The following is a 23259-nucleotide window of genomic DNA, read 5'->3' on the forward strand; positions in this document are numbered from 1 at the left end:
CCGCCCCGGCCCCCCCCCCCCCGCGCCGGGCCACCACCCCGGGCCCCCGGTTTAACTACCGGTTGCCCGGGTGGGGGGCCGAACCGGGGGGGGCCGGGGGGGCGCCCGCGGGCGCCGACCGGACCTGGTCGGAAACCGGCTGGACGAGGGCCCGTGCCGTGCGCGCGGGCCCTCGGCGTTTGTCGGGACGTGCCCGTTTCGGTGCTCGTTGTTTGTACTGGCTTTTGCCGTGACACTCCGGAGCGGTACGGTCGTCGATCAGAAGCACCATAGGGAAGGCGAAGGGCGTCGATGGCCATTGCCAAGGCCGAGCGGCTGATGAACCTGGCGCTGTGCCTGCTGGGGACGCGGCGGCCGCTCAGCAAGCGCGAGCTGCGCGAATCCATCGAGGCCTACCTCGAGGCGGGCAGCGACGACTCCTTCAGCCGGATGTTCGAGCGGGACAAGGACGATCTCCGTGAGCTCGGACTGGTGATCGAGACCGTCGAGAACCTGGACGGCGAGGTCGGCTACCTGGCGCGCCGCGACAGCAACCGCCTGCTGCCCATCACCCTGGACGCCGAGGAGGCCGCCGCCCTCGGTCTCGCCGCCAAGGTCTGGCAGCAGGCCCGGCTGGCCGGCGCCGCCAGCGGTGCCCTGCAGAAGCTGCGCGCGGCAGGCCTCCCGGAGGACGTCGACCCGTACGAGTCCCATGGCGCCCTGGAGCCGCGGATCCCCGTGCACGAGGCCGCGTTCGAGCCGCTGATGCTGGCCTGCCGGGACCGCCGCCCGGTCGTCTTCGACTACCGCAAGGCCACCGCCGCCCACCCCGAGACCCGGAACGTGGAGCCCTGGGCCCTGGAGTGCTGGCGCGGCCACTGGTACCTGGCGGGCTGGGACCGCGACCGGGGCGCCGAGCGGGTGTTCCGGCTGTCCCGGATCACCGGCAAGGTCCGCTCCCGGGGCGCCGCCTTCACCGCGCCGGTCCCGGACGTCGTCACCGTCCGCGAGACCGTGGCGAGCTGGGCCGGTGAGATCGCCGACCGCTCCGCGCTGATCCGGCTGCGTTCCGGCGCGGGCTACCCCCTTCGGGCGAAGGCCACCGCGGTGCGGGAACTCGGTGACGGGTGGGACGAGTTGATGATTCCGTACGGACACGGGCTCGACGCCTGGCTGGTGGAGTTCGGGCCCGATGTGGTGGTCCTGGAGCCGGCCGAGCTGCGGGCGGACGTCGTGGACCGGCTGCGTGCCGTGGCCAAGGGCTGAGGGGGAGCGGAGCAAGGCAGTGGCAGGCAAACCGGTCAGGCCCGTGAACGCCATCGACCAGACCCGGCGGATGCTCTCCCTGGTGACCTACCTGCGCGAGCGCCCCGGCGCCCGGATCGCGGACGTGGCGCGCGCCTTCGGCATCACCGAGGACGAGCTGGTCTCCGATCTCGACGTGCTGCCCATGTGCGGCACCAGCTTCCGGGGCGGCGATCTGCTGGACATCGACACCGACGGCGAGCGGATCTGGTGGCACAACGCGGCCGCGCTCGGCGAGGAGGCCGCGGAACCGCTCAGGCTCGCCGCCGACGAGGCGACCGCGCTCCTGGTCGCCGCCCGCGCGGTGGCCACCCTGCCGGGGCTGCGCGAGGGCGACCGGCAGGCGCTGCTGCGGGCCACCGCCAAGGTGGAGACCGCGGCCGGCGAGGCGGGCGACGCCAGCGCCCGGCTGTCGGTGACCTTCGAGTCCGAGGGCGGGGTCTTCGCCGACGTCGACCGGGCGATCGCCGAGCGCCGCCGGCTGTGGATCCGCTACTACTCACCGGCCCGCGACGAGGTCACCGAGCGCGAGATCGACCCCATCCGCCTGGTCAGCGTCGGCCACACCTATGTGGAGGCCTGGTGCCGCCGCTCCGAGGCCCGGCGTACCTTCCGGCTCGACCGGGTGGCGGAGATCAGGATCCTGGACGAGCCGTCCGCGCCCCCGGAGATCGAGCTGCGGGACCTGTCCGAGGCCCTGGTGCAGCCGGCCGCCGAGGACCCCGAGGTGGTCGTCGAGGTCGGTCCGGGCGGCCGCTGGGTCGCCGAGTACTACCCGCACGACAGCGCGGATGAGCTTCCCGACGGTGGACTGCGTATTACTCTGCGCACCCCCGATCCGGCCTCGCTGCGCCGGCTGGCGCTCAGGCTCGGCGGCGACGGCCGGATCGTGTCACCGCCCGAGCTGGCCGATGCCGCCCGCCGGGCGGCCCGCGAGGCACTGGCGGCGTACGACCACGTTGGGCACGGCGACGAGGAAGGGCATGAGTGAGCCGGAGGAGCGCGCCGGTGTCGAGGCGGTGACCGCACCGAGGCCCGCAGGGTCGAGCACGGTCACCCCCTCGACAGCGGCTGAGGCGCTCCGAAGGCGAACGATCAAGAAGGAGGGGCGAGGGTTTTGAACGAGTCTTCGGGGGTTCTGGACGAGTCTTCGGGTTCCGTCGGCGCGGGAGCGCGGGAGATGACGGTCGCGGCCGCCTTCGCCGGGATGAGAAGAGTGGTCCCCGTGGTGTTCAGGGCCGGCTGCCCGGACTGCCGGAGCAGTTTCGAGCTCACCGCGAGCGCCCTGCGCCTGGCCATCGGAGCCACCAGCAAGACGACGTTCTACTCGTTCACCTGCCCCGACTGCGGGGCCGCCGTCCGCAAGCCCGCCGGCGAGCGGATCGTCGAACTGCTCACCGGCGGCGGGGTCAGGACACTGCGGCTGCATCCCACCGTCTAGGCTCGCCCCATGTTCTGGGCGATGGTCGCGGTAGCTGTGGGTTTCGTGGGTCTCGCCGTGCTCGGCGTGCTCGCCGTCCGGGTCTTCCTGGAGGCGCGGCGGCTGGGCGAGCAGGTCGCGGACTCGGCGCGGCGCATCAACCGGGCCGCGGAGGACCTGGAGCGGGCGGCCGAGAGCGCCGCCCGCACTGTGGACGCACTGTGACCGCCGCTGTGCAAGCGATGTGAGTAGGGGGCCATAAGCGGTTTGCGTCACTTCGCCCTGTCACGGTGCCCGCAGGGAAAGGTACGCTGCTGCTCGCGGGGCGGAGAACGAGGCCCGTTCCGCGGACCGGGAGTACGCACGGGGATTGCCTCACGTTTACCCCTGAGCGTTACGATCGCTGACAGCACGATCACTCGGGCGCATGTCCGAAGGATCGGACAGCACCCCACCCAGCCGCCTCGGTGAGAAGGTAAAGACTTATGTTCGGAAGGCTCGGCGCCCCCGAGATCATTCTCATCCTCGTCGTCGTCATCCTGCTGTTCGGCGCGAAGAAGCTTCCCGACATGGCGCGCTCGCTCGGCAAGTCCGCTCGCATCCTCAAGAGCGAGGCCAAGGCGATGAAGGAAGACGGCAACACCACGACCTCCGCCCAGGCCCCCGCCTCCGGCGAGCAGTCCCAGGCCCAGCGCACCATCCAGGCGGCCCCCGGCGACGTGACCAGCGCCCGCCCGGTCAACGAGCCGTCGGACTCCACCCAGCGCTGACGCAAGGCCGGTAGCCCCCGGCCTGCCGCACGAGATGAGGACGTGGGTTGCCAAAGTCTGCCCGCAATCAGGAGAAGGATCCCGAGGGGCGGATGCCTCTCGCGGATCACCTTCGTGAGCTCCGCAACCGGCTCGCGAAGGCCATGCTGGCCATCATCGTCATCACGGTGGTCGCCGCCTTCTTCTACAACAACATCATCGACTTCCTCACCAAGCCGATCCTCGACTCGGTCGGTTGCCACCACACCTTCTCGGAGATGAACACGACGAAGGGTGACGAGCAGTGCGCGCAGATCACCATCAACGGTCTGCTCGCGCCCTTCACCCTCGCCCTCCAGGTCTCCCTGATGGCGGGTGTGGTGTTCGCCTCGCCGGTCTGGCTGTACCAGCTGTGGGCCTTCGTCGCCCCCGGTCTGCACCGGCACGAGAAGAAGTACGCCTACGCCTTCGTCGGCACCGGCGTCCCGCTCTTCTTCGGCGGCGCGTTCTTCGCCTACAAGGTCCTGCCGACCACCGCCAAGGTCCTCATCGGCTTCACCCCGCACGGCGTGAGCAACCTGCTGCCGCTCGACGACCTGCTGCAGCTGGTCACCCGCATGGTGATCGTCTTCGGGCTCTCCTTCGAGCTGCCGCTGCTCCTGGTGTTCCTCAATCTCACCGGGATCATCACGGGCAAGCGGATGCTCGGCTGGTGGCGGGCCATGATCCTCGGCATCACGGTCTTCGCGGCCGTGGCCACGCCGAGCACCGACCCGCTCTCCATGCTGGCGCTCGCCGGACCGATCTGGGTGCTGTACTTCGGCGCGGTCGCGTTCTCCCTCCTCAACGACCGGCGCAGGCGCCGCCGCGACGACGACGGCCTCGACGACGACGAGGCCTCCGACCTCGACCTCACCCCCGAGGACATCGGCGAGATCGAGACCGTCTCCGCCAGCCGCGCGCTGCCCGAGGGCCCGGACCGGGTCAACGGCTACGACGACGTGACCTGACAGGGCGACCCCAATCACCGAGAGGTGCCCGCGTCCCACGACGCGGGCACCTCTTCGTCGTCCGTTGTCCCATGTTCCGGATAATGATCGTCCTGTTGTCAGTGGGGACCGGTACGCTCGAAAGCACGATGACAGAGGACCTCTCACCGGCCGAGCGGTATGCGGCGGCCCGCAGGCGGGCCGCCGAGCAGGCCACCGCGCTCGCGTCGTTCCGCGAGATGTACGACTTCGGCCTCGACCCCTTCCAGATCGAGGCCTGCCAGGCGCTCGAAGCCGGAAAGGGCGTACTGGTGGCCGCCCCCACCGGCTCCGGCAAGACGATCGTCGGCGAGTTCGCCGTCCACCTCGCCCTCATGCAGGGCAAGAAGTGCTTCTACACGACACCCATCAAGGCACTGTCGAACCAGAAGTACGCCGACCTCTGCCGCCGCTACGGCGACGGCATGGTCGGCCTCCTCACCGGCGACAACAGCATCAACCCGGACGCCGCCGTGGTCGTCATGACCACCGAGGTCCTGCGGAACATGCTGTACGCGGGCTCCCAGACCCTCATCGGCCTCGGTTACGTGGTCATGGACGAGGTCCACTACCTCTCCGACCGCTTCCGCGGCGCCGTCTGGGAAGAGGTGATCATCCACCTCCCGGAGTCCGTGACCCTGGTCTCCCTGTCGGCCACCGTCTCCAACGCCGAGGAGTTCGGCGACTGGCTCGACACCGTCCGCGGTGACACCGAGGTCATCGTCTCGGAGCACCGGCCGGTCCCGCTGTTCCAGCACGTGCTCGCCGGACGCCGGATGTACGACCTGTTCGAGGAGGGCGAGGGCCACAAGAAGGCCGTCAACCCCGACCTCGCCCGGCTGGCCCGGATGGAGGCACAGCGTCCCTCCTACCAGGACCGCAGACGCGGCCGCGCCATGCGCGAGGCCGACCGGGAGCGGGAGCGCCGGCAGCGGTCCCGGGCGTGGACACCGGGCCGCCCCGAGGTCATCGAACGGCTCGACAACGAGGGCCTGCTGCCCGCCATCACCTTCATCTTCAGCCGCGCCGCCTGCGAGGCCGCCGTCCAGCAGTGCCTGTACGCGGGACTCCGGCTCAACGACGACGAGGCCCGGGAGAAGGTCCGCGCGCTCGTCGAGGAGCGCACCTCGTCGATCCCGCCGGAGGACCTGCACGTCCTCGGCTACTACGAGTGGCTGGAGGGCCTGGAGCGCGGCATCGCCGCCCACCACGCCGGCATGCTCCCGACCTTCAAGGAGGTCGTCGAGGAACTCTTCGTACGCGGCCTGGTGAAGGCCGTGTTCGCCACCGAGACCCTCGCGCTCGGCATCAACATGCCCGCCCGGTCGGTGGTGTTGGAGAAGCTCGTCAAGTGGAACGGCGAGCAGCACGCCGACATCACCCCGGGCGAGTACACCCAGCTGACCGGCCGTGCGGGCCGCCGCGGCATCGACGTCGAGGGCCACGCGGTGGTGCTGTGGCAGCGCGGGATGAGCCCCGAGCACCTCGCCGGGCTCGCCGGCACCCGTACGTATCCGCTGCGGTCCAGCTTCAAGCCGTCGTACAACATGGCGGTCAACCTGGTCGAGCAGTTCGGGCGGCACCGCTCGCGGGAGCTCCTTGAGACGTCGTTCGCGCAGTTCCAGGCCGACAAGTCGGTCGTCGGGATCTCTCGCCAGGTGCAGCGCAACGAGGAGGGGCTCGCCGGCTACAAGGAGTCCATGACCTGCCACCTCGGCGACTTCGAGGAGTACGCGCGGCTGCGGCGGGAGCTGAAGGACCGGGAGACCGAACTGGCCCGGCAGGGCGTGGCCCAGCGGCGCGCCGAGGCGGCGGTGGCCCTGGAGAAGCTCAAGCCCGGCGACGTCATCCATGTGCCGACCGGCAAGTACGCGGGCCTCGCGCTGGTCCTTGACCCCGGGCTGCCCGCAGGGCGGTCCAACGGCCACCGCGGCTTCGAGCAGCACGACGGGCCCAGGCCGTTGGTGCTGACGGCCGAGCGGCAGGTCAAGCGGCTCGCCTCCATCGACTTCCCGGTGCCGGTCGAGGCGCTGGAGCGGATGCGGATCCCCAAGTCGTTCAACCCCCGCTCCCCGCAGTCCCGTCGGGACCTCGCCTCCGCGCTGCGCACCAAGGCCGGGCACATTCCGCCGGAGCGCGCCCGCAAGAAGCGGTCGCAGGCGGCCGACGACCGTGAGATCGCGCGGCTGCGGACCGCGATCCGCGCGCACCCCTGCCACGGCTGCAACGACCGCGAGGACCACGCCCGTTGGGCCGAGCGCTACCACCGGTTGATCCGGGACACCTCCCAGCTGGAGCGGCGCATCGAGGGACGGACCAACACCATCGCCCGGACCTTCGACCGGATCGTGGCGCTGCTGACCGAGCTGGACTACCTGCGCGGCGACGAGGTCACCGAACACGGCAAGCGGCTGGCGCGGCTCTACGGCGAACTCGACCTGCTTGCCAGCGAATGCCTGCGGGCCGGTGTGTGGGAGGGCCTCGGGCCCGCCGAACTGGCCGCGTGCGTCTCGGCGCTGGTGTACGAGGCCCGGGTCGGCGACGACGCGATGGCGCCGAAGCTGCCCTCCGGGAAGGCCAAGGCCGCGCTCGGCGAGATGGTGCGGATCTGGGGGCGGCTCGACGCCCTGGAGGAGGACTTCCGGATCAATCAGACCGAGGGCGTCGGACAGCGGGAGCCGGACCTCGGGTTCGCCTGGGCCGTCTACATGTGGGCCTCGGGGATGGGGCTGGACGAGGTGCTGCGGGAGGCGGAGATGCCTGCCGGGGACTTCGTCCGGTGGTGCAAGCAGGTCATCGACGTGCTGGGGCAGATCTCGGCCGCGGCCCCGGTGGAGGGGTCGACCGTGGCGAAGAACGCACGCAAGGCGGTCGACCTGGTGCTGCGGGGAGTCGTGGCCTACTCGTCCGTGGGGTGAACGGCGGGCGTGGGTGGGGGCCTGCCCGGTGGATCCCGCCGGACAGGCCCCCGCTCTCGGCTCGGGCTCAGCGCTTGAGCGTGAAGGTGAAGTCGCCGGAGAGCCTGCTGTTCAGCCGGACCGCCGAAACGACCTTCCCCTCGGTGACCAGCCGCTCGACCTCGGCCCGCGAAAGGCCGCAGCCTTCGGCGATCAGCCGCACCGGCCGGACCGGGATCCGCGCCGCGAAGCGGACCGAGACGTCGATCACCTCGCGGTCCAGGTGATCCGGTCCGCCGGTGTCGAGGCGCCAGGCGCCGTCCCAGTCGAGGGCGATGCGGTTGCGGCGCCGCACGGCCGGATCCTGGAGCAGCTCGGCGGTCAGGCCGAGGTCGTTGTCGTGCAGCCGGTCCAGCAGCTCAGGCTGTACGGAGCGGACGTTGGTACGCTCCAGGAGCGTGAGCTTCGCCGTCTCCCCGCACGCGGTGCAGAGCACGAGGAGCCAGGCGTCGATGAGCTTGTGGTTCGCGTTGACGCGGAACCTGCCGCTCGGCCGGAAGCGACTGGACCCGCACGTGTGGCAACGGCGCAGGACCAGCGGAAGGCAGGTGGGCATGACCACCCAGTCGGTGAGCACAGAAGTACACCGGTTTCAGTGAGAAATCCGCAGCAAAAAGAGGCGCGGCGCACAGCACAGGCGCGACGCGCGACCGATCAGCGCTTGGGAGGTCTCACACGGTGTACAACGGCACGTCCTTGATCAGACGACGGGGTCGGGCAGCACAGTAGCGGCGCACAGCGGCGCCGTTCCACCGGTTTTCCGAGGGGGCGGCGCGGCTGTCAGTCCCTCGCCAGGAAGGCTCGCCAGCCTCCGTGGTGCGTGATGTCCTCGGCGTCCGCCAGTGCGCCCGGCTCGCACAGGAAGCCGGGGACACTGGTGCCGTCGGCCAGTTCCACGCTGCCCAGGGCCATGGGCCGGGGGAGCGCGGCGAGCAGGCGGCCCAGGCCCTCGGCCGGCAGGCTCCAGATCTCCGTCTCGATCTGCGCGCCGCCCGCTCCCACGTTCACCAGGCCGGGCTTGGGCGGGGTCGTCGGGAGGGCGTGGAGACGGTACGCCGGGGCCGTCGTCGTCGTGCGGTCCAGCACCGCCCCCAGCGCCAGGAGCTGGGGATTGAGCGGCTGGCCCGTCAGGTGGGCGCCGACCACCGCGAGGCTCACCCGCGGTTCCAGGGCGCGGGCGATCGTGGCCAGGCGGTCGTCCGTGAACGCCGGCCCGACCAGCATCACGCCGAACGGCAGGCCGTTCACCTCGCCCGCGGGCACCGCCAGTGCCGCCAGGTCGAAGAGGTTCGTGGAGTTGGTGAAACGGCCCAGCCTGGCGTTGGCGCCCAGCGGGTCGGCCGCCACCTCGGCGAGGGTGGGGTGGCCCGGGGTCGTGGGGAGCAGCAGGGCGTCCGCGTCGGCCAGTTCCGCCAGGGCGCGGGTGCGCAGGTCCGCGAGCCGTTCCTGGTCGGTGAAGAGCCGGTGGGCCGGGATGTCGCGGGCCCGGGTGATGATGCCGGCGACCGTGGGGTCGAGGCCCTCGCCGCCGGATGAGATCAACTTGTCGATAAAGGGACCCACGGCCGTGTACCGCTCGGCCACGAAGGCGCCCTCGTAGAGCATCGCGGCCGCCTCGGTGAAGGGGGTCAGGTCGAGCGGGCGGATCGAGGCGCCGGTGGCGGCCAGGCGGTGCACCGTCTCCTCGTAGGCGTCCGCCCAGCCCGCGTCCAGGTCGCCGAGCTGGGCGAGGGGCGGGACCGCGATGCGCCAGGGGCCCGGGGCTCGCTGGGGGAGGGGCGGGAGGGGGCGGTCCGGGTGGTTTGTCACCTCGTACGGAGACTGGTGTGTGACATGGCACAGGGCCTGCTCCGCCTCCGCCAGCGTCCGCGCGAACACCGTCACACAGTCGATCGAGGCACACGCCGGCACCACCCCCGCCGTCGGCACCAGCCCCCGGGTCGGCTTCACACCGACGATGCCGTTGAAGGCCGCCGGGACCCGGCCCGAGCCCGCCGTGTCCGTGCCGAGGGCGAGATCGACGATGCCCAGCGCCACGGCGACCGCCGAGCCGGAGCTGGAGCCGCCACTGATCCGGGTCGGGTCGACGGCGTTGCGGACCGCGCCGTAGGGGGAGCGGGTGCCGACCAGGCCGGTCGCGAACTGGTCGAGGTTGGTCGTGCCGAGGACCAGGGCGCCGGCCGCGCGCAGCCGGGCCACCACCGGGGCGTCGGCTTCCGGTTCGTAGGCGTACGCCGGGCAGCCCGCGGTCGTCGGCAGTCCGTGGACGTCGATGTTGCCCTTGACGGCGACCAGCCGCCCGGCGAGCGGAAGGTGCTCGCCGCCGGCCACCCGTTCGTCGATCGCGTGGGCCTCCGCCTCGGCCTCCGCCCGCGGGCGCAGGCCGATCCAGATCTCGGGCCGGTCGACGGCCTCGATGCGTGCGTAGGCGGCACGGACACGGGAGACGGTGCTGGACATGGTCTTGCTCCTCGGGGTCAGTTCCGGGCCGGCGCCAGGACGAGCAGGGCCGTCCCCGCCTCCACCTGGTCGCCTGGCCGCGCCAGGATCTCCGTGACCACACCGGTCATCGGTGCGTGCACCCTGGACTCCATCTTCATCGCCTCCAGCGCGAGCAGCGGCTGGCCGGCGGTCACCTCTTCGCCCGGCGCCACGTTCAGTTGCCACACGGAGGCGGCGAACTCGGCCTCTATCAGGCGGCCGCCCGGCGGCACCGCCACTTCGGTGGGCGGGGCGGGGGGCGCGGTGGCCGCCTCCGCCCGCGCGAACTCGCCCGCCGCTTCCCAGGCGTCCCGCTCCGCGGCGAAGGCCCGCTGCTGGCGCGTCCTGAACTCCCCGATGGAGTCGGCGTGCGCGGCGAGGAACTCCCGGTAGGAGGCGAGGGAGAAGGTGCCCTCCTCGATGCGCGGCACGAACCGGCCGGAGGTGATGTCGGCGCGGAGGTCGAGGAGTTCGTCCGCGGACACCGGGTACCACCTGATCCGGTCGAAGAACCGCAGCAGCCACGGCATGCCCGGTTCGAACGCGCCGCGCTGCTGCCAGCCCGACCACACCTGGGTCGTACGGCCCACGAACTGGTAGCCGCCCGGGCCCTCCATGCCGTAGACGCACAGGTAGGCGCCGCCGATGCCGACGGAGTTCTCGGCGGTCCAGGTGCGGGCCGGGTTGTACTTCGTCGTGACCAGGCGATGGCGCGGGTCGAGCGGGGTGGCGACCGGGGCGCCGAGGTACACGTCGCCGAGGCCGAGGACCAGGTACTCCGCGTCGAAGACCGTGCGGTAGACGTCCTCCACCGAGTCCAGGCCGTTGATCCGGCGGATGAACTCGATGTTCCACGGGCACCAGGGGGCGTCGTCGCGGACGCCCGCCATGTAGCGGGCGATCGCCTCGCGGGTCGCCGGGTCGTCCCAGGAGAGGGGGAGGTGGACCGTGCGGGAGGGGACGACCAGCTCGTCGGTGGGCGGCAGGGCGAGGACGATCTCCCGTACCGCACGCACCAGTCCGGCCTGGGGAAGGACCCGCGGGTCGGTCCGGATCTGGAGCGAACGGATGCCGGGAGTCAGGTCCGTGACCCCGGGCAGGTCCGCCGCCGTCACCGCCTCCATCAGCGCGTGGACACGCATCCGCAGGGCGAGGTCCAGCTGCATGGGACCGAACTCGACCAGCAGGTTGTCGTCGCCGCTGCGCCGGTACGTCACGTCACCGTCCCGGGCCAGGACGCCGCCGTCGACGATCTCGGGGCGGGGCGCGCCCGTCACGTCGACCGGGGTGAAGCGGACCGTGTCGCCGGGGCGGAGCTGGCCGAGCTTCCAGCGTTCGCCGCTCAGGACCGTCGCCGGGCACACGAACCCGCCCAGGGAGGGGCCGTCGGGGCCGAGCAGGACCGGCATGTCGCCGGTGTAGTCGACGGCGCCGACCGAGTACGGGGTGTCGTGGATGTTGGACGGGTGCAGGCCCGCCTCACCGCCGTCGGTACGTGCCCAGCGCGGCTTGGGGCCGACCAGGCGGACGCCGGTGCGCGCCGAGTTGAAGTGCACCTTCCACTCGGCCGCGTAGAAGTCGCGGACGTCGTCCTCGGTGAAGAACTCCGGGGCCGCGTGCGGGCCCTCGACGGCCGCCAGCCGCCAGTCGGCGGTGAAGTGCGGGCGTTCGGCGACCGGTTTGCCGTCCGTCACCGCTCCGCCGTGCAGGACGTCACCCGTGCGCAGCGCCCGCCCGCCGTGACCGCCGAACCGGCCCAGGGTGAAGGTGCTCGCGCTGCCGAGGAAGGCGGGGACGTCCAGGCCGCCGCCGGCGAACAGCACGTAGGTGCGCAGGCCGTGCTCGGTGGGCGCGCCGACCTCGAGCAGGCCGCCGGCCGGGACCGTCACCGGCTCCCACTGGGCGACCGGGGCGCCGTCGACGGTCACCGGGGCCGGGGCGCCGGTCACACAGACGGTGGTGGGGTGGGTGAAGCGCAGGGACGGGCCCTGGAGGGTGCATTCGAGGCCGGGTGCGCCCTCCGGGTTGCCCAGGGCATGGTTGCCGAGGCGGAAGGAGCGGTCGTCCATCGGGCCGCTCGGGGGGACGCCGACCTGCCAGTAGCCGGTGCGGCCCGGCGAGTCCTGGACCGTGGTGAGCGTGCCGGCGGCGACGACCTCGATCCGGGGGGTGGGGTCGGTGACCTCGGCGAGGGTCGCCGTGGAATGGGTGGCGGCGCGGAACCCGGGGTCGGCGAGCGCGGCCCGCACCAGACCGAGGTTGGTCTCGATGCCGTCGACGCGGGCGGCGGCCAGGGCCTCGTCCAGCCTGCGCAGCGCCGCCGCGCGGTCCGGGCCGTACGCGATCACCTTCGCGAGCATCGGGTCGTACGACGTCGTCACCTCGGCGCCGGTCTCCACCCAGCCGTCGACGCGCACGCCCTCCGGGAACTCCACCCGGGTCAGCAGGCCCGCGCTGGGCCGGTGCTCGCGGGAGGGGTCCTCGGCGTAGACGCGGGCCTCGACGGCGTGGCCGCGCGGGGTGCCCGGGGCGCGGACGACGTCGGTCTCGCCCAGGGCCAGACGCAGCATCCAGGCGACCAGGTCGACGCCGTAGATCTCCTCGGTGACCGGATGTTCCACCTGCAGGCGGGTGTTGACCTCCAGGAAGTAGGCCTCCTCGCGGGCCGCGTCGTACACGAACTCGACCGTGCCCGCGGAGCGGTAGCCGACCGAGGCGCACAGGTCGCGGGCGGACGCGGCGAGTTGGGCGCGTACGCGGTCGGGCAGGCCGGGGGCGGGGGCCTCCTCGACCACTTTCTGGTTGCGGCGCTGGAGGGAGCAGTCCCGGTCGCCGAAGGTGACGACCCGGCCGTCGCCGTCGCCGAAGACCTGGACCTCGACATGGCGGGCGTGCTCGACGAGGCGTTCCAGGAAGACCCCGGCGGAGGAGAAGGACGCGGCGGCGGTGCGCTGGACGCGGTCCCAGGCGTCGGTCAGTTCGTCGGCGGATCGACATGCCGACATGCCGATACCGCCGCCACCGCCGGTCGCCTTGAGCATGACGGGATAGCCGATGGCGGACGCTTCGCGGCGGGCCTCGTCCACGTCCGCCAGCAGCCCGGTGCCGGGCGCCAGCGGTACCCCGGCGGCCTGTGCGGCCGCCCGTGCGGTGTGCTTCGCGCCGAACAGCTCCAGCTGTTCGGGGGTCGGTCCGACGAAGACGATCCCGGCCTCCTCGCAGCGCCGGGCGAAGCCGGCGTCCTCGGACAGGAAGCCGTAGCCGGGGTGGACCGCGCCCGCGCCGGTGTCCTTGGCGGCCTTGAGGACCAGGTCGGCGTCGAGGTACGACTCCTTCGCCGGGGCCGGGCCGAGCCGGACCGCCTCGTCGGCGAGGCGGACGTGCGGGGCCGAGCGGTCGGGGTCGGAGTAGACGGCGACCGTACGCAGGCCCAGTTCACGGGCGGTCCGGATGATGCGGACGGCTATTTCGCCGCGGTTGGCGATCAGCAGCTTCTCGAAGGAGGTCATCCCGCGGCCCCGGTGATCGTCATCTGCACGGCCGTCGGGTCGAAGCCGTTGCAGGGGTTGTTGATCTGGGGGCAGTTGGAGACCAGCACGAGGACGTCGCGGTCGGCGCGCAGGGTCAGCTTCCGGCCCGGGGCCGAGAGGCCGTCGACGATGCCGAGGGTGCCGTCCTTCTCGACGGGCACGTTCATGTACCAGTTGATGTTGGAGACCAGGTCGCGTTTGCCCAGGCCGTGACGCGCGCCTTCCGCCAGGAAGTTGTCCACACACGCGTGCTGCGACCAGGTGTGGTGTCCGTAGCGCAGGGTGTTGGACTCCTTGGAGCAGGCACCGCCGACCGTGTCGTGGCGGCCGACCTCGTCGGCGACGACGGTCATCAGCGGGGTGTGTTCGTTGCTCATGAGCCTGCTGTGCGTGGTCAGGAAGATGGAGCCCTGGGCCTGGATGGTGTCGGGTGCGCTGTAGCGGACCGAGGTGTCGTGGGCGTCGTAGACGAGGAAGTCGACGGCCTGGTTGCCGTGCAGGTCGGTGATGGTGAGGGTGTCGCCCGCGCGGATCACGGCGGACCAGGCGGCGCGGGCCGGGACGACGGTCTGCGTGCTCATGCGAGCCCCCTCGCGGCGAGGAATTCGTGGGTGTTGAGGAAGGCGCGACGGCCTTCGGGGGTGGCGTCCCAGAGGGGGTCGCCGGGCGGGGTGGGCGCGGCGCGCCAGGCCAGCACCTCCAGGGGGGTGCTGACGTAGTCGGGGCGCGGGTCGGCCGGGTGCGGGACGTTCGCGATCAGTACGGTCACGTCCTGCTCGGTGCGGAGCGTGACGCTGCCGCCGGGGCCCGCGGAGCCGGTGAAGTCCAGCGTGCCGTCGTCGCGTACCTCCACGCCCTGGAAGAACGACAGGGACGGCGGCAGGTCGCGCGGTTCCAGGCCGTTCTTGGCCGCCGCCAGCTTGAACAGCTCGCGTCCTGCGGGGGAGGGCGACTGCGGGGTGCCGTCGCCGTACCGCTCGGTGTTGCGGACGAGGGTGGAGGTGCCGCAGAGCGCGTCGTGCCGGCCGGAGGTGTCGGCGACCACGGAGGCGAGCACCCGGCCCTGGTCGGAGAGGAGCAGCACGCCCTCGCCGAGGTAGGCGTTCCACTGGACCTTGACCGTGTCGGCGACGTTCAGCCGCTCCCAGGGGCGGCCGTCGGCGTACAGCAGGAGGTGGGCGCAGGCGTCGCCGGTCGGGTCGGTCAGGCGCAGTTCGGTGCCGCGGGCCAGGACGCGGTGCGTGTAGTTGCCGCCCGCCACCGTCTCGGCCCACACCAGGTGACCGGCCTCGCAGGGCGGGTCCGGCCAGTCGGCGGCCGGGACGACGGGCATGGCCTCGGCGCGGGTGCCCTCCTGGGCGCGGGCGTGGGCGCGGGCTCCGTACGTGGTCGCTGTCGCCATCGCTGACCTCCGGCTCCTTCGGCTGGGGAGATTTCTGTCGCCCGACAGAAATTAGGGGCGGGCCGGGTCGGCGGCGTTGCCGCGGTGTTCCGGCCCGGTTACCGAGGGCTCACCGGGGGTGGCGGTCCGGCGGGACGGGCGTCGGCGTGATCGCCGTACGGCGTCGTGTGCGAGGATCGAACGCATGGGGACGAGCAGTGGCCGCCGGGTCGGCCGGCCGCGGGCCGCGCAGCGGCCGGACAGCGGGCTCGAGCCGCGGGCCGAACTGCTCGCGGCCGCGGCTGAGTTGTTCACCACCCGCGGCTACGCGGCCACCACCACCCGGGCCGTCGCCGAGCGGGCGGGCATGCGGCAGGCGTCGATGTACCACTACGTCTCCGGTAAGGAGGATCTGCTCGCCGAGCTCCTCGAGTCCACCGTCACGCCGTCCCTGGCCTGCGCGCGGGAACTGCTCGCGGACGACGTGACCCCGGCCGAGGAACGGCTGCGGGTCCTGTGCCGGGCCGACGTGGAGCTGCTGTGCGCCGGGCCGCACAATCTCGGCGCGCTCTACCTGCTGCCCGAGGTGCACACCGAACGGTTCGCCGGCTTCCACGCCGTACGCGCGGAACTCAAGGACGCCTACCGGCAGTTGATCGCCGGCACGGCGGCCGGCGGGGCGCTGGCCAAGGGGGAGCTGGAGCTGCGGACCGATCTCGTCTTCGGGCTGATCGAGGGCGTCATCCTCGTCCACCGCTCCGAACCCGAGCGTCCCGCCCACGAGTTCGCCCGTGCCACGGCCGAGGCCGCGCTGCGGATCGTGGGGGTCTGACGAGTCTCGCGGGGCGGCCGAGGTTCCGCCGCTCAGGTTCCTTTCACCCGTCACAGTGAGTTACTTTCGTACGTCTGTGCGCAGTAACGGGCCGTGTTCGAATGAACGCCCCCCGTACAAAACGACCGAGGGTACTCCAGTCCTTCGGGCGTTTTCAGGTGCTTGCCGAATATGACACGGCGTTGATCCGGTCGGACTAAGCTCGCCCGCGGCGCACCGAGTTGAGGTGAATTCGTGCGCCTGTTCCCAAACATACGGAAGATCCAGACTGCTCCATGAACCTTCCCCCCACGAGCTCCCCCGACACCCAGCCGATTCGTCTCAGAAGGCATACATGGTGAGTGTGCAATCGCCTCCCGATGGCCGTGAACTTTCCCTGGCGCGCGTGCTGTTGCTGCCCGCCATACTGATGGCCGCGGCGACCGCCGCCGCCGTCGTCCTGGTGGCGGGATCCGCCCGGATCGCCGTCGGCGTGTGCGGGGCCGTCGGCATGCTGCTGGTGCTCGCGACGGCGGCGGAAGCGGTGCGCCGCGGCCGCAGGCTCCGGGAGGCCCGGGCCGAGCACGACCGTCACAGCGCGTATCTGGAACGGCGCCTCACCGCGAGCGACGAGGAGATCGAGCACCTCGGCCGGGAGGTCTTCCCGACCGCCCTCTACCGGCTGAAGGCCGGCGAGTCACCCAAAGAGGTGGTTCGCCAGCTCTTCGACGTCGACCCGCGGATGCGCCACGCCCCCGAGTCGCAGCGCCGGCTGATCCGCATCATGCTCGACATCGTCGACGAGGAAGACCTCCAGCGTGACTCCCTGGAGCGCTCGTTCGTCAGCGTCGCCCGGCGCGTCCAGGCCATCGTCCACCAGCAGGCCCACGAACTGCGGGAGATGGAGGAGGACCACGGCCGCAACCCCGAGGTCTTCGACGACCTGCTGCGCATCGACCACGGCACCGCGCTGATCGGACGGCTCGCCGACTCGGTCTCCGTGCTCGGCGGCGGCCGCCCCGGCCGCCAGTGGCCCAACCCCGTCGCCCTCTACAGCGTGCTGCGCGGCGCCATGTCCCGGATCCTGGAGTACCGGCGCATCGAGCTGCACTCCATCTGCCAGGTCAACATCAAGGGCACCTCCGTCGAGCCGGTCATCCACGCGGCCGCCGAACTCCTCGACAACGCCACCCGCTACTCGCCGCCCTCCACCAAGGTGCACGTCACCGCCGTCGAGGTGCAGTCCGGCGTGTGCATCGAGATCGAGGACGCCGGCGTCACCCTCAACGAGGAGGCCCGCGACCGCCTGGAGGGCCTGCTGGAGAAGGCCAAGCAGGGCAAGGACATCCAGGTCCTCGGCGAGAACCCGCGCCTCGGCCTCTCGGTCGTGGGCCGCTTGTGCAAGACGTACAACATGGACGTGTCGCTGCGCGCCTCCGCGTACGGCGGCGTCCGGGCCGTCCTCATCGTGCCCAGCGACATGATGACCACCGACCCCGCCCCGGGCATCGCCCACGGCATCGGTGCCACCGGCATCCCCAAGCCCGAGCTCGGCGCCCTCGAAGGCCCCAAGCGCCCGCCCAAGCGGCGTCGGCCCACCAGCCCCCGCATCCCCGCCGGGATCTCCATGGAGGACGACGTCCCCGAGGTCACCGAATGGACGGCGGGCGGCCTGCCGCAGCGGCGCAGCCGGATGAAGACGCCGCTCAGCCGGCGGATCGCCGAGCAGGCCGCCATCGAGCGCGCCGAACGCGAGGGCAACCCGACCATCTGGTCGCAGCACAAGGACCCCGAGCCGGAGCCCGAGCCGGAGCGCCGTGAGCCCGGCCTCTGGGTCGATGCCTTCTGGGAGGGGCTCAAGAAGAACAACCCGGGTGTCCACCCCACCGACTTCACCCGGAACCCCACCAAGTACCTGCATCTGATCAACGATCCGGCCGGCACCGAGGCCGAAGACGAGGGGGACCTCAAGTGATCCAGCAGCGAGGCAACTTCGACTGGATGCTCAAGCAACTCGCCGACGGGGTACCGGGCGTCGAGATGATCGTCGTGCTCTCCGCCGACGGCCTGCGCATCGCCCGGCACGGTGGCGACCCCGACGCCGCCGACCGGCTCGCCGCGGCCTGCGCGGGCGTGCAGAGCCTGGCCGGCGCCGTCGCCCAGGAACTCCCCATCAGCAACGGCGACATGAACCTCGTCCTGATCGAGATCGACAGAGGCTACTTCTACCTCATGTCCGCCGGCGCCAACGCCTACCTCGCGGTGCTCGCCGACGTCACCTGTGAACCGGGCCGGATGAGCGAGATGATGCGCGACCTCGTCGTCCGCATCGGCGCCCATCTCACCAGTCCGCCCCGGCGGAACGGGCAGACCGTATGACTCCTCCGCAACGCAAACGGCGCCGACCCAGGCCGGAACTCGCTCCGTCCCCGGTCCCGTCCGCGCCGCCGACCCCCGAGAGCGGCGGCGAGGACGAGGACAACAAGAACCCCGAACGGCTCTACGTCATCAGCGGTGGCGACGGCGCCCGGGCCGAACTCGACCTGGTGACCTTAATCGTGGCGCGCGCCGCCGCACCGCCCTCCGTCACCCCGGAGCAGGCGGCGCTGCTCCGGCTCTGTCTCGCCCCCCTGTCCGTGGCCGAGCTCTCGGCCTACCTCAACCTGCCGTTCAGTGCGATGACAGCGCTGATCACCGAGCTGATCACGGCCGAACTGGTGCAGGCGCGCGCCCCGATCGTCCGCCAGGCGCTTCCCGACCGTTCACTTCTCGAAGCGGTGATGCATGGACTTCAAAAGCTCTGAGACGGTCCCCGGCCCCCGCACCGAGGACCATCTGCCGCACACCGCCCAGGCCGCGGTGAAGATCGTGATCGTGGGCGGCTTCGGGGTCGGCAAGACCACCATGGTCGGTTCCGTCAGCGAGATCAGACCGCTGACCACCGAGGAGACCATGACCCAGGCCGGCATCGGGGTCGACGACAACTACGGCTCCGACTCCAAGACCGCCACCACCGTGGCCATGGACTTCGGCCGCATCAGCATCACCGACCAGCTGGTCCTCTACCTCTTCGGCACCCCCGGCCAGGAACGCTTCTGGTTCCTGTGGAACGGCCTGTTCGAAGGCGCCCTCGGTGCGGTCGTCCTCATCGACACCCGGCGCCTGGAGGTCAGCTTCGACGTGATGGGACGCCTGGAGGAGCGCGGGGTGCCGTTCGTCGTGGCCGTCAACTCCTTCCCGGACGGGCCTCGTTACCCCATCGAGGAACTCCGCACCGCGCTGGACCTGCCCCCCGATGTCCCCATCATCGAGTGCGACGCTCGCCGCCGGGCCTCCAGCCGTGACGTCCTGATGACCCTGATGCGCTTCCTGCACTCGCTCGCCATGTCCGGCGCGCTCACCTGACCCCCCTCGAATTTCGGACTCTTTCGAACTCTTTCGGATCTCTTCGGAGCGATCACTGTGACGCCTGAATCCCCCTTCCCGGCCGGCGCCAGCACGGGCCCGGTCCCGCCGCCCGGCTGTCCGGCGCACGACCGCGGCCCCGGCGGACTCCACCGGCTCTACGGCGCCGACGCGGACCACCTGGGCGAGCTGTACGAGAAGCTGCGAGAGGAACACGGGTCCGTGGCGCCCGTCCTGCTCCACGACGACGTACCGATCTGGGTGGTCCTCGGCCTCACCGAGAACCTCCAGATGGTCCGCACCCCCGCCGTCTTCACCCGGGACAGCCGGATCTGGACCCCGCTGCGCGAGGGCATGGTCAAGCCCGACCACCCCCTCATGCCGCACATCGCCTGGCAGCCCATCTGCTCGCACGCCGAGGGCGACGAACACCTGCGACTGCGGGCGGCCGTCCAGGGTGCCATGACCACCATCGACCACCGCAGCATCCGCCGCCTCATCGGCCGCTACACCCAGCTGCTGGTCAACGAGTTCTGCGAGAAGGGCCGCGCCGAGCTGGTCTCCCAGTACTCCGAGCACCTGCCGATGGCCGTCATGTGCGAACTGCTCGGCATGCCCGAGGAGTACAACGACCGGATCGTGGAGGCCACCCGGGACGCGCTCAAGGGCACCGAGACCGCGATCGCCAGCAACGAGTACGTGATGGGCTGCCTGACCCGGCTCACCGCCCGCCGCCGGTCCCGCCCCGAGGACGACTTCACCAGCCACCTCGTCAACCACCCGGCCGGGCTCAACGACGACGAGGTCGCCCAGCACCTGCGGGTCGTCCTCTACGCCGCCTACGAGACCACCGCCAACCTCCTCGCCAACGCGCTGCGCATGGTCCTCACCGAGCCCGGCTTCCGCGCCCAGCTCAACGGCGGCCAGATGACCGTGCCCGAGGCGATCGAGCAGTCCCTGTGGGACGAGCCGCCGTTCAGCACCGTCTTCGCCTACTTCGCCAAGCAGGACACGGAACTCGGCGGCCAGCGCATCCGCAAGGGCGACGGACTGCTCTACGCGCCCGCGCCGGGCAACGTCGACCCGCGCGTCCGCCCCGACCTGAACGCCAACATGCAGGGCAACCGCTCCCACCTCGCCTTCGGTGGCGGTCCGCACGAATGCCCCGGCCAGGACATCGGCCGTGCCATCGCCGACGTCGGGGTCGACCAGCTGCTGACCCGGCTCTCCGACATCCAGCTCGACTGCGACGAGGAGGAGCTGCGCTGGCGCGCCTCCATCGCCTCCCGGCACCTGGTGGAACTGCCGGTGCGCTTCGACCCCAAGCCGAAGCAGGACGTCACCCTCATGCCGAGCCCGGCCCTCGTCCCCCCGCAGCGCACCGACTGGCAGGCCGGCATCACCCGCCCGGCAGCACCCGCACCGGCCGCTCCGGAACCGGCCCCCGAGCCCCAGCCGGCGGCGCCGGTGGCCGTGTCCGCCTCCGAGCCGGCCAGGCCGCGCGGCATCTGGCCCAGGCTGCGCCGCTGGTGGCTGGGCCGTTAAGGGACCTGGTCACCGGCCCACGCCTGGTACGACTCCCAGGCCCGCAGCGTCCGCGCGCTGCACAGCCGGTGCTCCGAACCCGTGACCGGATCGGTGAACTCCAGCCGCCGCGCCAGCAGTTGCAGCGGCCGCCGGAAGTCACCGTCCGGCACGGGGCCCAGCACCACGGGATACAGCGGATCCCCGAGGATCGGCACGCCCAACGCGCTCATGTGCACGCGCAGTTGATGGGTCTGGCCGGTGTGCGGGGTGAGCCGGTACCGTCCCAGCTCACCTCTGCGTTCGACCAGCTCGACGACCGTCTCCGCGTTGGGCTCCCCCTCGATCTCCCGCGCCGCCGGTACCCCACGCTCCTTCAGGATCCGGCTGCGTACGGTCCGGGGAAGGGCGAGCGACGGATCGTACGGCGCGATCGCCTCGTACTCCTTGCGCACCCGCCGCTCGCTGAACAGCGTCTGGTACGCCCCCCGCTCCTCGGGCCGCACGGTGAACAGCACGAGCCCGGCCGTGAGCCGGTCCAGGCGGTGCGCGGCGCCGAGCGCGGGAATCCCCAGCTCCCGCCGCAGCCGGGCGAGGGCGGTCTCGGTGACGTGGCTGCCGCGAGGGGTGGTGGCGAGGAAGTGCGGCTTGTCGGCGACGACGAGGTGGTCGTCGCGGTGGACGACTTCGAGGCGGAAGGGGACGGGGACCTCGGGGGGCAGGTCGCGGTGGAACCAGAGGTAGCGGCCGGGGGAGTAGGGCGTGCGGGCGGCGATGGGTTGTCCATCGACATCGACGACCATTCCCGAGTTCAGCATCTCCTCAACGGCTCCGGGTGCGGCTCCGGAGAGCCGGGCCACGAGATATTCGCCGACGGTGTCCCACTCCTCGGAGAAGGGCAACCGGACCCGAACAGGGTCCACCCCTCGACGCTGGGGGAGCGGGGAGGGCGGGGCGGGGGTCTTACGTCTCATTGCAGCCAAGGGTAAGGCGGACGCCCCTTTCTCGGGGACGCGGGGAACTGCGCGACCAGCCCCCACGCACCCGCACCCCGACCGACTACGCCGCAGCCTCCGGCACAGCGACCGCACTCCGCGACTCCGCCCGGGTGAGCCTCCAAACGCCGCCCACCACCACCGTCCCGACCAGGAACAGCACGGTGAACCACCGGAAGTACCAGTGGCCCCCACTGGGGTCGTACACCGCCCCCCGAGGCCACGCCAGATTCACGGTCATCACCAGCCCGTACAGCAGCGCGACCACGTTGACCGGCACACCCCACCGCCCCAGCGAGAACAACGGCGCGCCGGTCTCGTCCGTCCCCTCCACCCGGAACTCCCCGCGCAGCCGTCGCACCAGCAGCGGCCCGGTCACCATCGCGTAGGCGAGGTACAGCATCACGATGCACGTGGTCCCGATCGCCAGGAACGCGTCCGGTGAGGCGAAGTTGAGCAACAGCAGCACGGCGGCCAGCACCCCCACCACCACGGCCGGCGCGCCCGGCATCCCGGTCCGCGGATTCACCCGCGCCAGCCGGCCGGCGAACGGGAGCTGCTCGTCCCGCGCCATGGAGAACAGCATCCGCGAGGCCGCGGTCTGGATCGCCAGCGTCGCCACCGCGATCGCCACCACCACGTCGGCCAGCAGCACCCGGCCCACCCCGTCCCCGAGGCTGCTGGTCAGGACGTAGCTCAGTCCGTCGACCCCGAGGTGCCCGTCGGTCAGGCTGGGCGCGGCCAGCAGGCCGCCCAGGATGACCAGGCCGCCGAGCAGGCCCGCGGCGGACAGCGCCGTGAGGATCGTGCGCGGCGCCGTACGCCGCGGGTGGTGCGTCTCCTCGCTCATCTCGCCCGCGCTGTCGAATCCGATCATCACGTACGCGGCCGTGAACGAGCCGACCAGGAGAGCGCCCAGCAGACCGCCCTCGGCGGCCGTACCGGTGTGGAACGTGATGCCGGGGGAGCGCTTGGAGTGGGTGAGCAGCAGCACGATGATCAGTACCGCGCCGATGATCTCGGCGGTCACCCCGACCCGGTTGATCACGGACATCACCCGGTTGTCCATGATGTTCACGAGGGTGGTCAGCACCAGCAGGACGACGCCCAGCACGGCGGCGTTGGCGGCCCCGTCGGCCGAGGTCACCGCGGTGTCAGTGCCGACCAGCTGGAAGCCGGACCACAGCGCGGGCAGCACCATCTGCAGGGCGAGCGCGGCTGCCGCGACCACCACGATCTGCCCGATCACCATGATCCAGCCGGCGAACCAGCCGAAGGACGGGTTCGACAGGCGTGAGGACCACTGGTAGATGGCGCCGGAGATCGGGTAGCGCCCCGCCAGTTCGGCGAAGCAGGCGGCCACCAGCAACTGGCCGACCAGGACGGCCGGCCAGGCCCAGAAGAAGACCGGGCCGCCGAACGCGTACCCGAAGGCGAAGAACTGGAAGACGGTCGTCAGTACGGAGATGAAGGAGAACCCGGCGGCGAACGAGGCGTACCGGCCGAGGCTGCGATGCAGCTCCTGGCGGTAGCCGAACTCCTCCAGGGAGCGGTCGTCGGGTTCCACGGAGCGGTCGTCGAGTGTCGTCACGGCGGCACCTGCCTGTCAGGCGGACTTCCTGTCGAGGACGGAAAGCGCTGATTTCCTGTCGGGCGACAGAAATTAGGGACGCGCTGTTTCGGACGCGTCACGC

20 protein-coding genes are annotated in these 23259 nt (G+C 71.6%); 13 read left to right on the forward strand and 7 right to left on the reverse strand.

Annotated features, from left to right (window positions below):
- Positions 1–291 precede the first annotated feature (291 nt).
- The 7 genes from ACFY0P_RS30385 to ACFY0P_RS30415 all read left to right on the forward strand — a co-directional run bounded on the left by ACFY0P_RS30385 (position 292) and on the right by ACFY0P_RS30415 (position 7399).
- Positions 292–1245 carry a helix-turn-helix transcriptional regulator gene (locus tag ACFY0P_RS30385; RefSeq protein ID WP_388920048.1) on the forward strand — a complete coding sequence of 318 codons (954 nt, stop codon included), beginning with the start codon at positions 292–294 and terminating at the stop codon, positions 1243–1245.
- A 19-nt stretch (positions 1246–1264) separates the two neighbouring features.
- Positions 1265–2275, forward strand: a complete 1011-nt coding sequence (locus ACFY0P_RS30390) for a helix-turn-helix transcriptional regulator (protein ID WP_388920050.1) — start codon at positions 1265–1267, stop codon at positions 2273–2275.
- Positions 2276–2464: 189 nt separating this feature from the next.
- Positions 2465–2725, forward strand: a complete 261-nt coding sequence (locus ACFY0P_RS30395) for a hypothetical protein (RefSeq protein WP_355726724.1) — start codon at positions 2465–2467, stop codon at positions 2723–2725.
- Positions 2726–2734: 9 nt separating this feature from the next.
- Complete coding sequence (locus tag ACFY0P_RS30400) at positions 2735–2929, forward strand: hypothetical protein (protein WP_388920053.1); 195 nt, start codon at positions 2735–2737, stop codon at positions 2927–2929.
- 260 nt (positions 2930–3189) lie between these two features.
- Positions 3190–3474: a Sec-independent protein translocase subunit TatA gene (tatA, locus tag ACFY0P_RS30405; protein ID WP_352365046.1), complete on the forward strand. Its 285-nt coding sequence runs from the start codon at positions 3190–3192 to the stop codon at positions 3472–3474.
- 47 nt (positions 3475–3521) lie between these two features.
- A complete protein-coding gene (gene tatC / locus ACFY0P_RS30410; RefSeq protein WP_388920056.1) occupies positions 3522–4463 on the forward strand; it encodes a twin-arginine translocase subunit TatC in 942 nt (313 codons plus the stop codon).
- Between the two features lie 83 nt (positions 4464–4546).
- Positions 4547–7399 carry a DEAD/DEAH box helicase gene (locus tag ACFY0P_RS30415; protein WP_388920059.1) on the forward strand — a complete coding sequence of 951 codons (2853 nt, stop codon included), beginning with the start codon at positions 4547–4549 and terminating at the stop codon, positions 7397–7399.
- 67 nt (positions 7400–7466) lie between these two features.
- Here the strand turns inward: ACFY0P_RS30415 and ACFY0P_RS30420 are convergent, their stop codons facing one another.
- The 5 genes from ACFY0P_RS30420 to ACFY0P_RS30440 all read right to left on the reverse strand — a co-directional run bounded on the left by ACFY0P_RS30420 (position 7467) and on the right by ACFY0P_RS30440 (position 14851).
- Positions 7467–8015 (reverse strand): DUF1062 domain-containing protein, encoded by a 549-nt coding sequence (locus ACFY0P_RS30420; RefSeq protein ID WP_388920062.1) that lies wholly within the window; start codon positions 8013–8015, stop codon positions 7467–7469.
- Positions 8016–8218: 203 nt separating this feature from the next.
- Entirely contained in the window at positions 8219–9898 is a 1680-nt protein-coding gene (gene atzF / locus ACFY0P_RS30425) for an allophanate hydrolase (protein WP_388920065.1), read from the reverse strand.
- A gap of 17 nt (positions 9899–9915) precedes the next feature.
- The gene (locus ACFY0P_RS30430) at positions 9916–13428 is read right to left on the reverse strand and encodes a 5-oxoprolinase/urea amidolyase family protein (protein WP_388920068.1); all 3513 of its coding nucleotides are present in this window, start codon (positions 13426–13428) and stop codon (positions 9916–9918) included.
- Complete coding sequence (locus ACFY0P_RS30435; RefSeq protein ID WP_388920071.1) at positions 13425–14030, reverse strand: urea amidolyase associated protein UAAP2; 606 nt, start codon at positions 14028–14030, stop codon at positions 13425–13427. The genes ACFY0P_RS30430 and ACFY0P_RS30435 overlap by 4 nt, the downstream gene beginning before the upstream one ends.
- Positions 14027–14851 carry an urea amidolyase associated protein UAAP1 gene (locus tag ACFY0P_RS30440; RefSeq protein ID WP_388920074.1) on the reverse strand — a complete coding sequence of 275 codons (825 nt, stop codon included), beginning with the start codon at positions 14849–14851 and terminating at the stop codon, positions 14027–14029. Before ACFY0P_RS30440 ends, ACFY0P_RS30435 begins: the two co-directional genes overlap by 4 nt.
- A gap of 184 nt (positions 14852–15035) precedes the next feature.
- Between ACFY0P_RS30440 and ACFY0P_RS30445 the strand changes: the two genes are divergently transcribed.
- The 6 genes from ACFY0P_RS30445 to ACFY0P_RS30470 all read left to right on the forward strand — a co-directional run bounded on the left by ACFY0P_RS30445 (position 15036) and on the right by ACFY0P_RS30470 (position 20591).
- Positions 15036–15662, forward strand: a complete 627-nt coding sequence (locus ACFY0P_RS30445) for a TetR/AcrR family transcriptional regulator (RefSeq protein WP_388920077.1) — start codon at positions 15036–15038, stop codon at positions 15660–15662.
- Between the two features lie 334 nt (positions 15663–15996).
- Positions 15997–17616: a sensor histidine kinase gene (locus ACFY0P_RS30450; protein WP_388920080.1), complete on the forward strand. Its 1620-nt coding sequence runs from the start codon at positions 15997–15999 to the stop codon at positions 17614–17616.
- Entirely contained in the window at positions 17613–18020 is a 408-nt protein-coding gene (locus tag ACFY0P_RS30455) for a roadblock/LC7 domain-containing protein (protein WP_046726726.1), read from the forward strand. The genes ACFY0P_RS30450 and ACFY0P_RS30455 overlap by 4 nt, the downstream gene beginning before the upstream one ends.
- A complete protein-coding gene (locus ACFY0P_RS30460) occupies positions 18017–18445 on the forward strand; it encodes a DUF742 domain-containing protein (protein WP_388920083.1) in 429 nt (142 codons plus the stop codon). Before ACFY0P_RS30455 ends, ACFY0P_RS30460 begins: the two co-directional genes overlap by 4 nt.
- Complete coding sequence (locus ACFY0P_RS30465; RefSeq protein WP_388920086.1) at positions 18426–19046, forward strand: ATP/GTP-binding protein; 621 nt, start codon at positions 18426–18428, stop codon at positions 19044–19046. Before ACFY0P_RS30460 ends, ACFY0P_RS30465 begins: the two co-directional genes overlap by 20 nt.
- Before the next feature lie 57 nt (positions 19047–19103).
- Entirely contained in the window at positions 19104–20591 is a 1488-nt protein-coding gene (locus tag ACFY0P_RS30470; protein WP_388920089.1) for a cytochrome P450, read from the forward strand.
- Here ACFY0P_RS30470 and ACFY0P_RS30475 read toward each other — a convergent pair.
- Positions 20588–21544 (reverse strand): RluA family pseudouridine synthase, encoded by a 957-nt coding sequence (locus ACFY0P_RS30475; RefSeq protein ID WP_388920092.1) that lies wholly within the window; start codon positions 21542–21544, stop codon positions 20588–20590. The two genes, ACFY0P_RS30470 and ACFY0P_RS30475, sit on opposite strands and share 4 nt — an antisense overlap.
- Positions 21545–21629: 85 nt before the next feature.
- Positions 21630–23156, reverse strand: coding sequence for an amino acid permease (locus tag ACFY0P_RS30480; RefSeq protein ID WP_388920095.1), 1527 nt, complete (start codon positions 23154–23156; stop codon positions 21630–21632).
- Positions 23157–23259: the final 103 nt, after the last annotated feature.

Origin of the sequence: Streptomyces sp. NPDC001714, from assembly GCF_042892755.1 — a bacterium.
Lineage (GTDB): Bacteria > Actinomycetota > Actinomycetes > Streptomycetales > Streptomycetaceae > Streptomyces.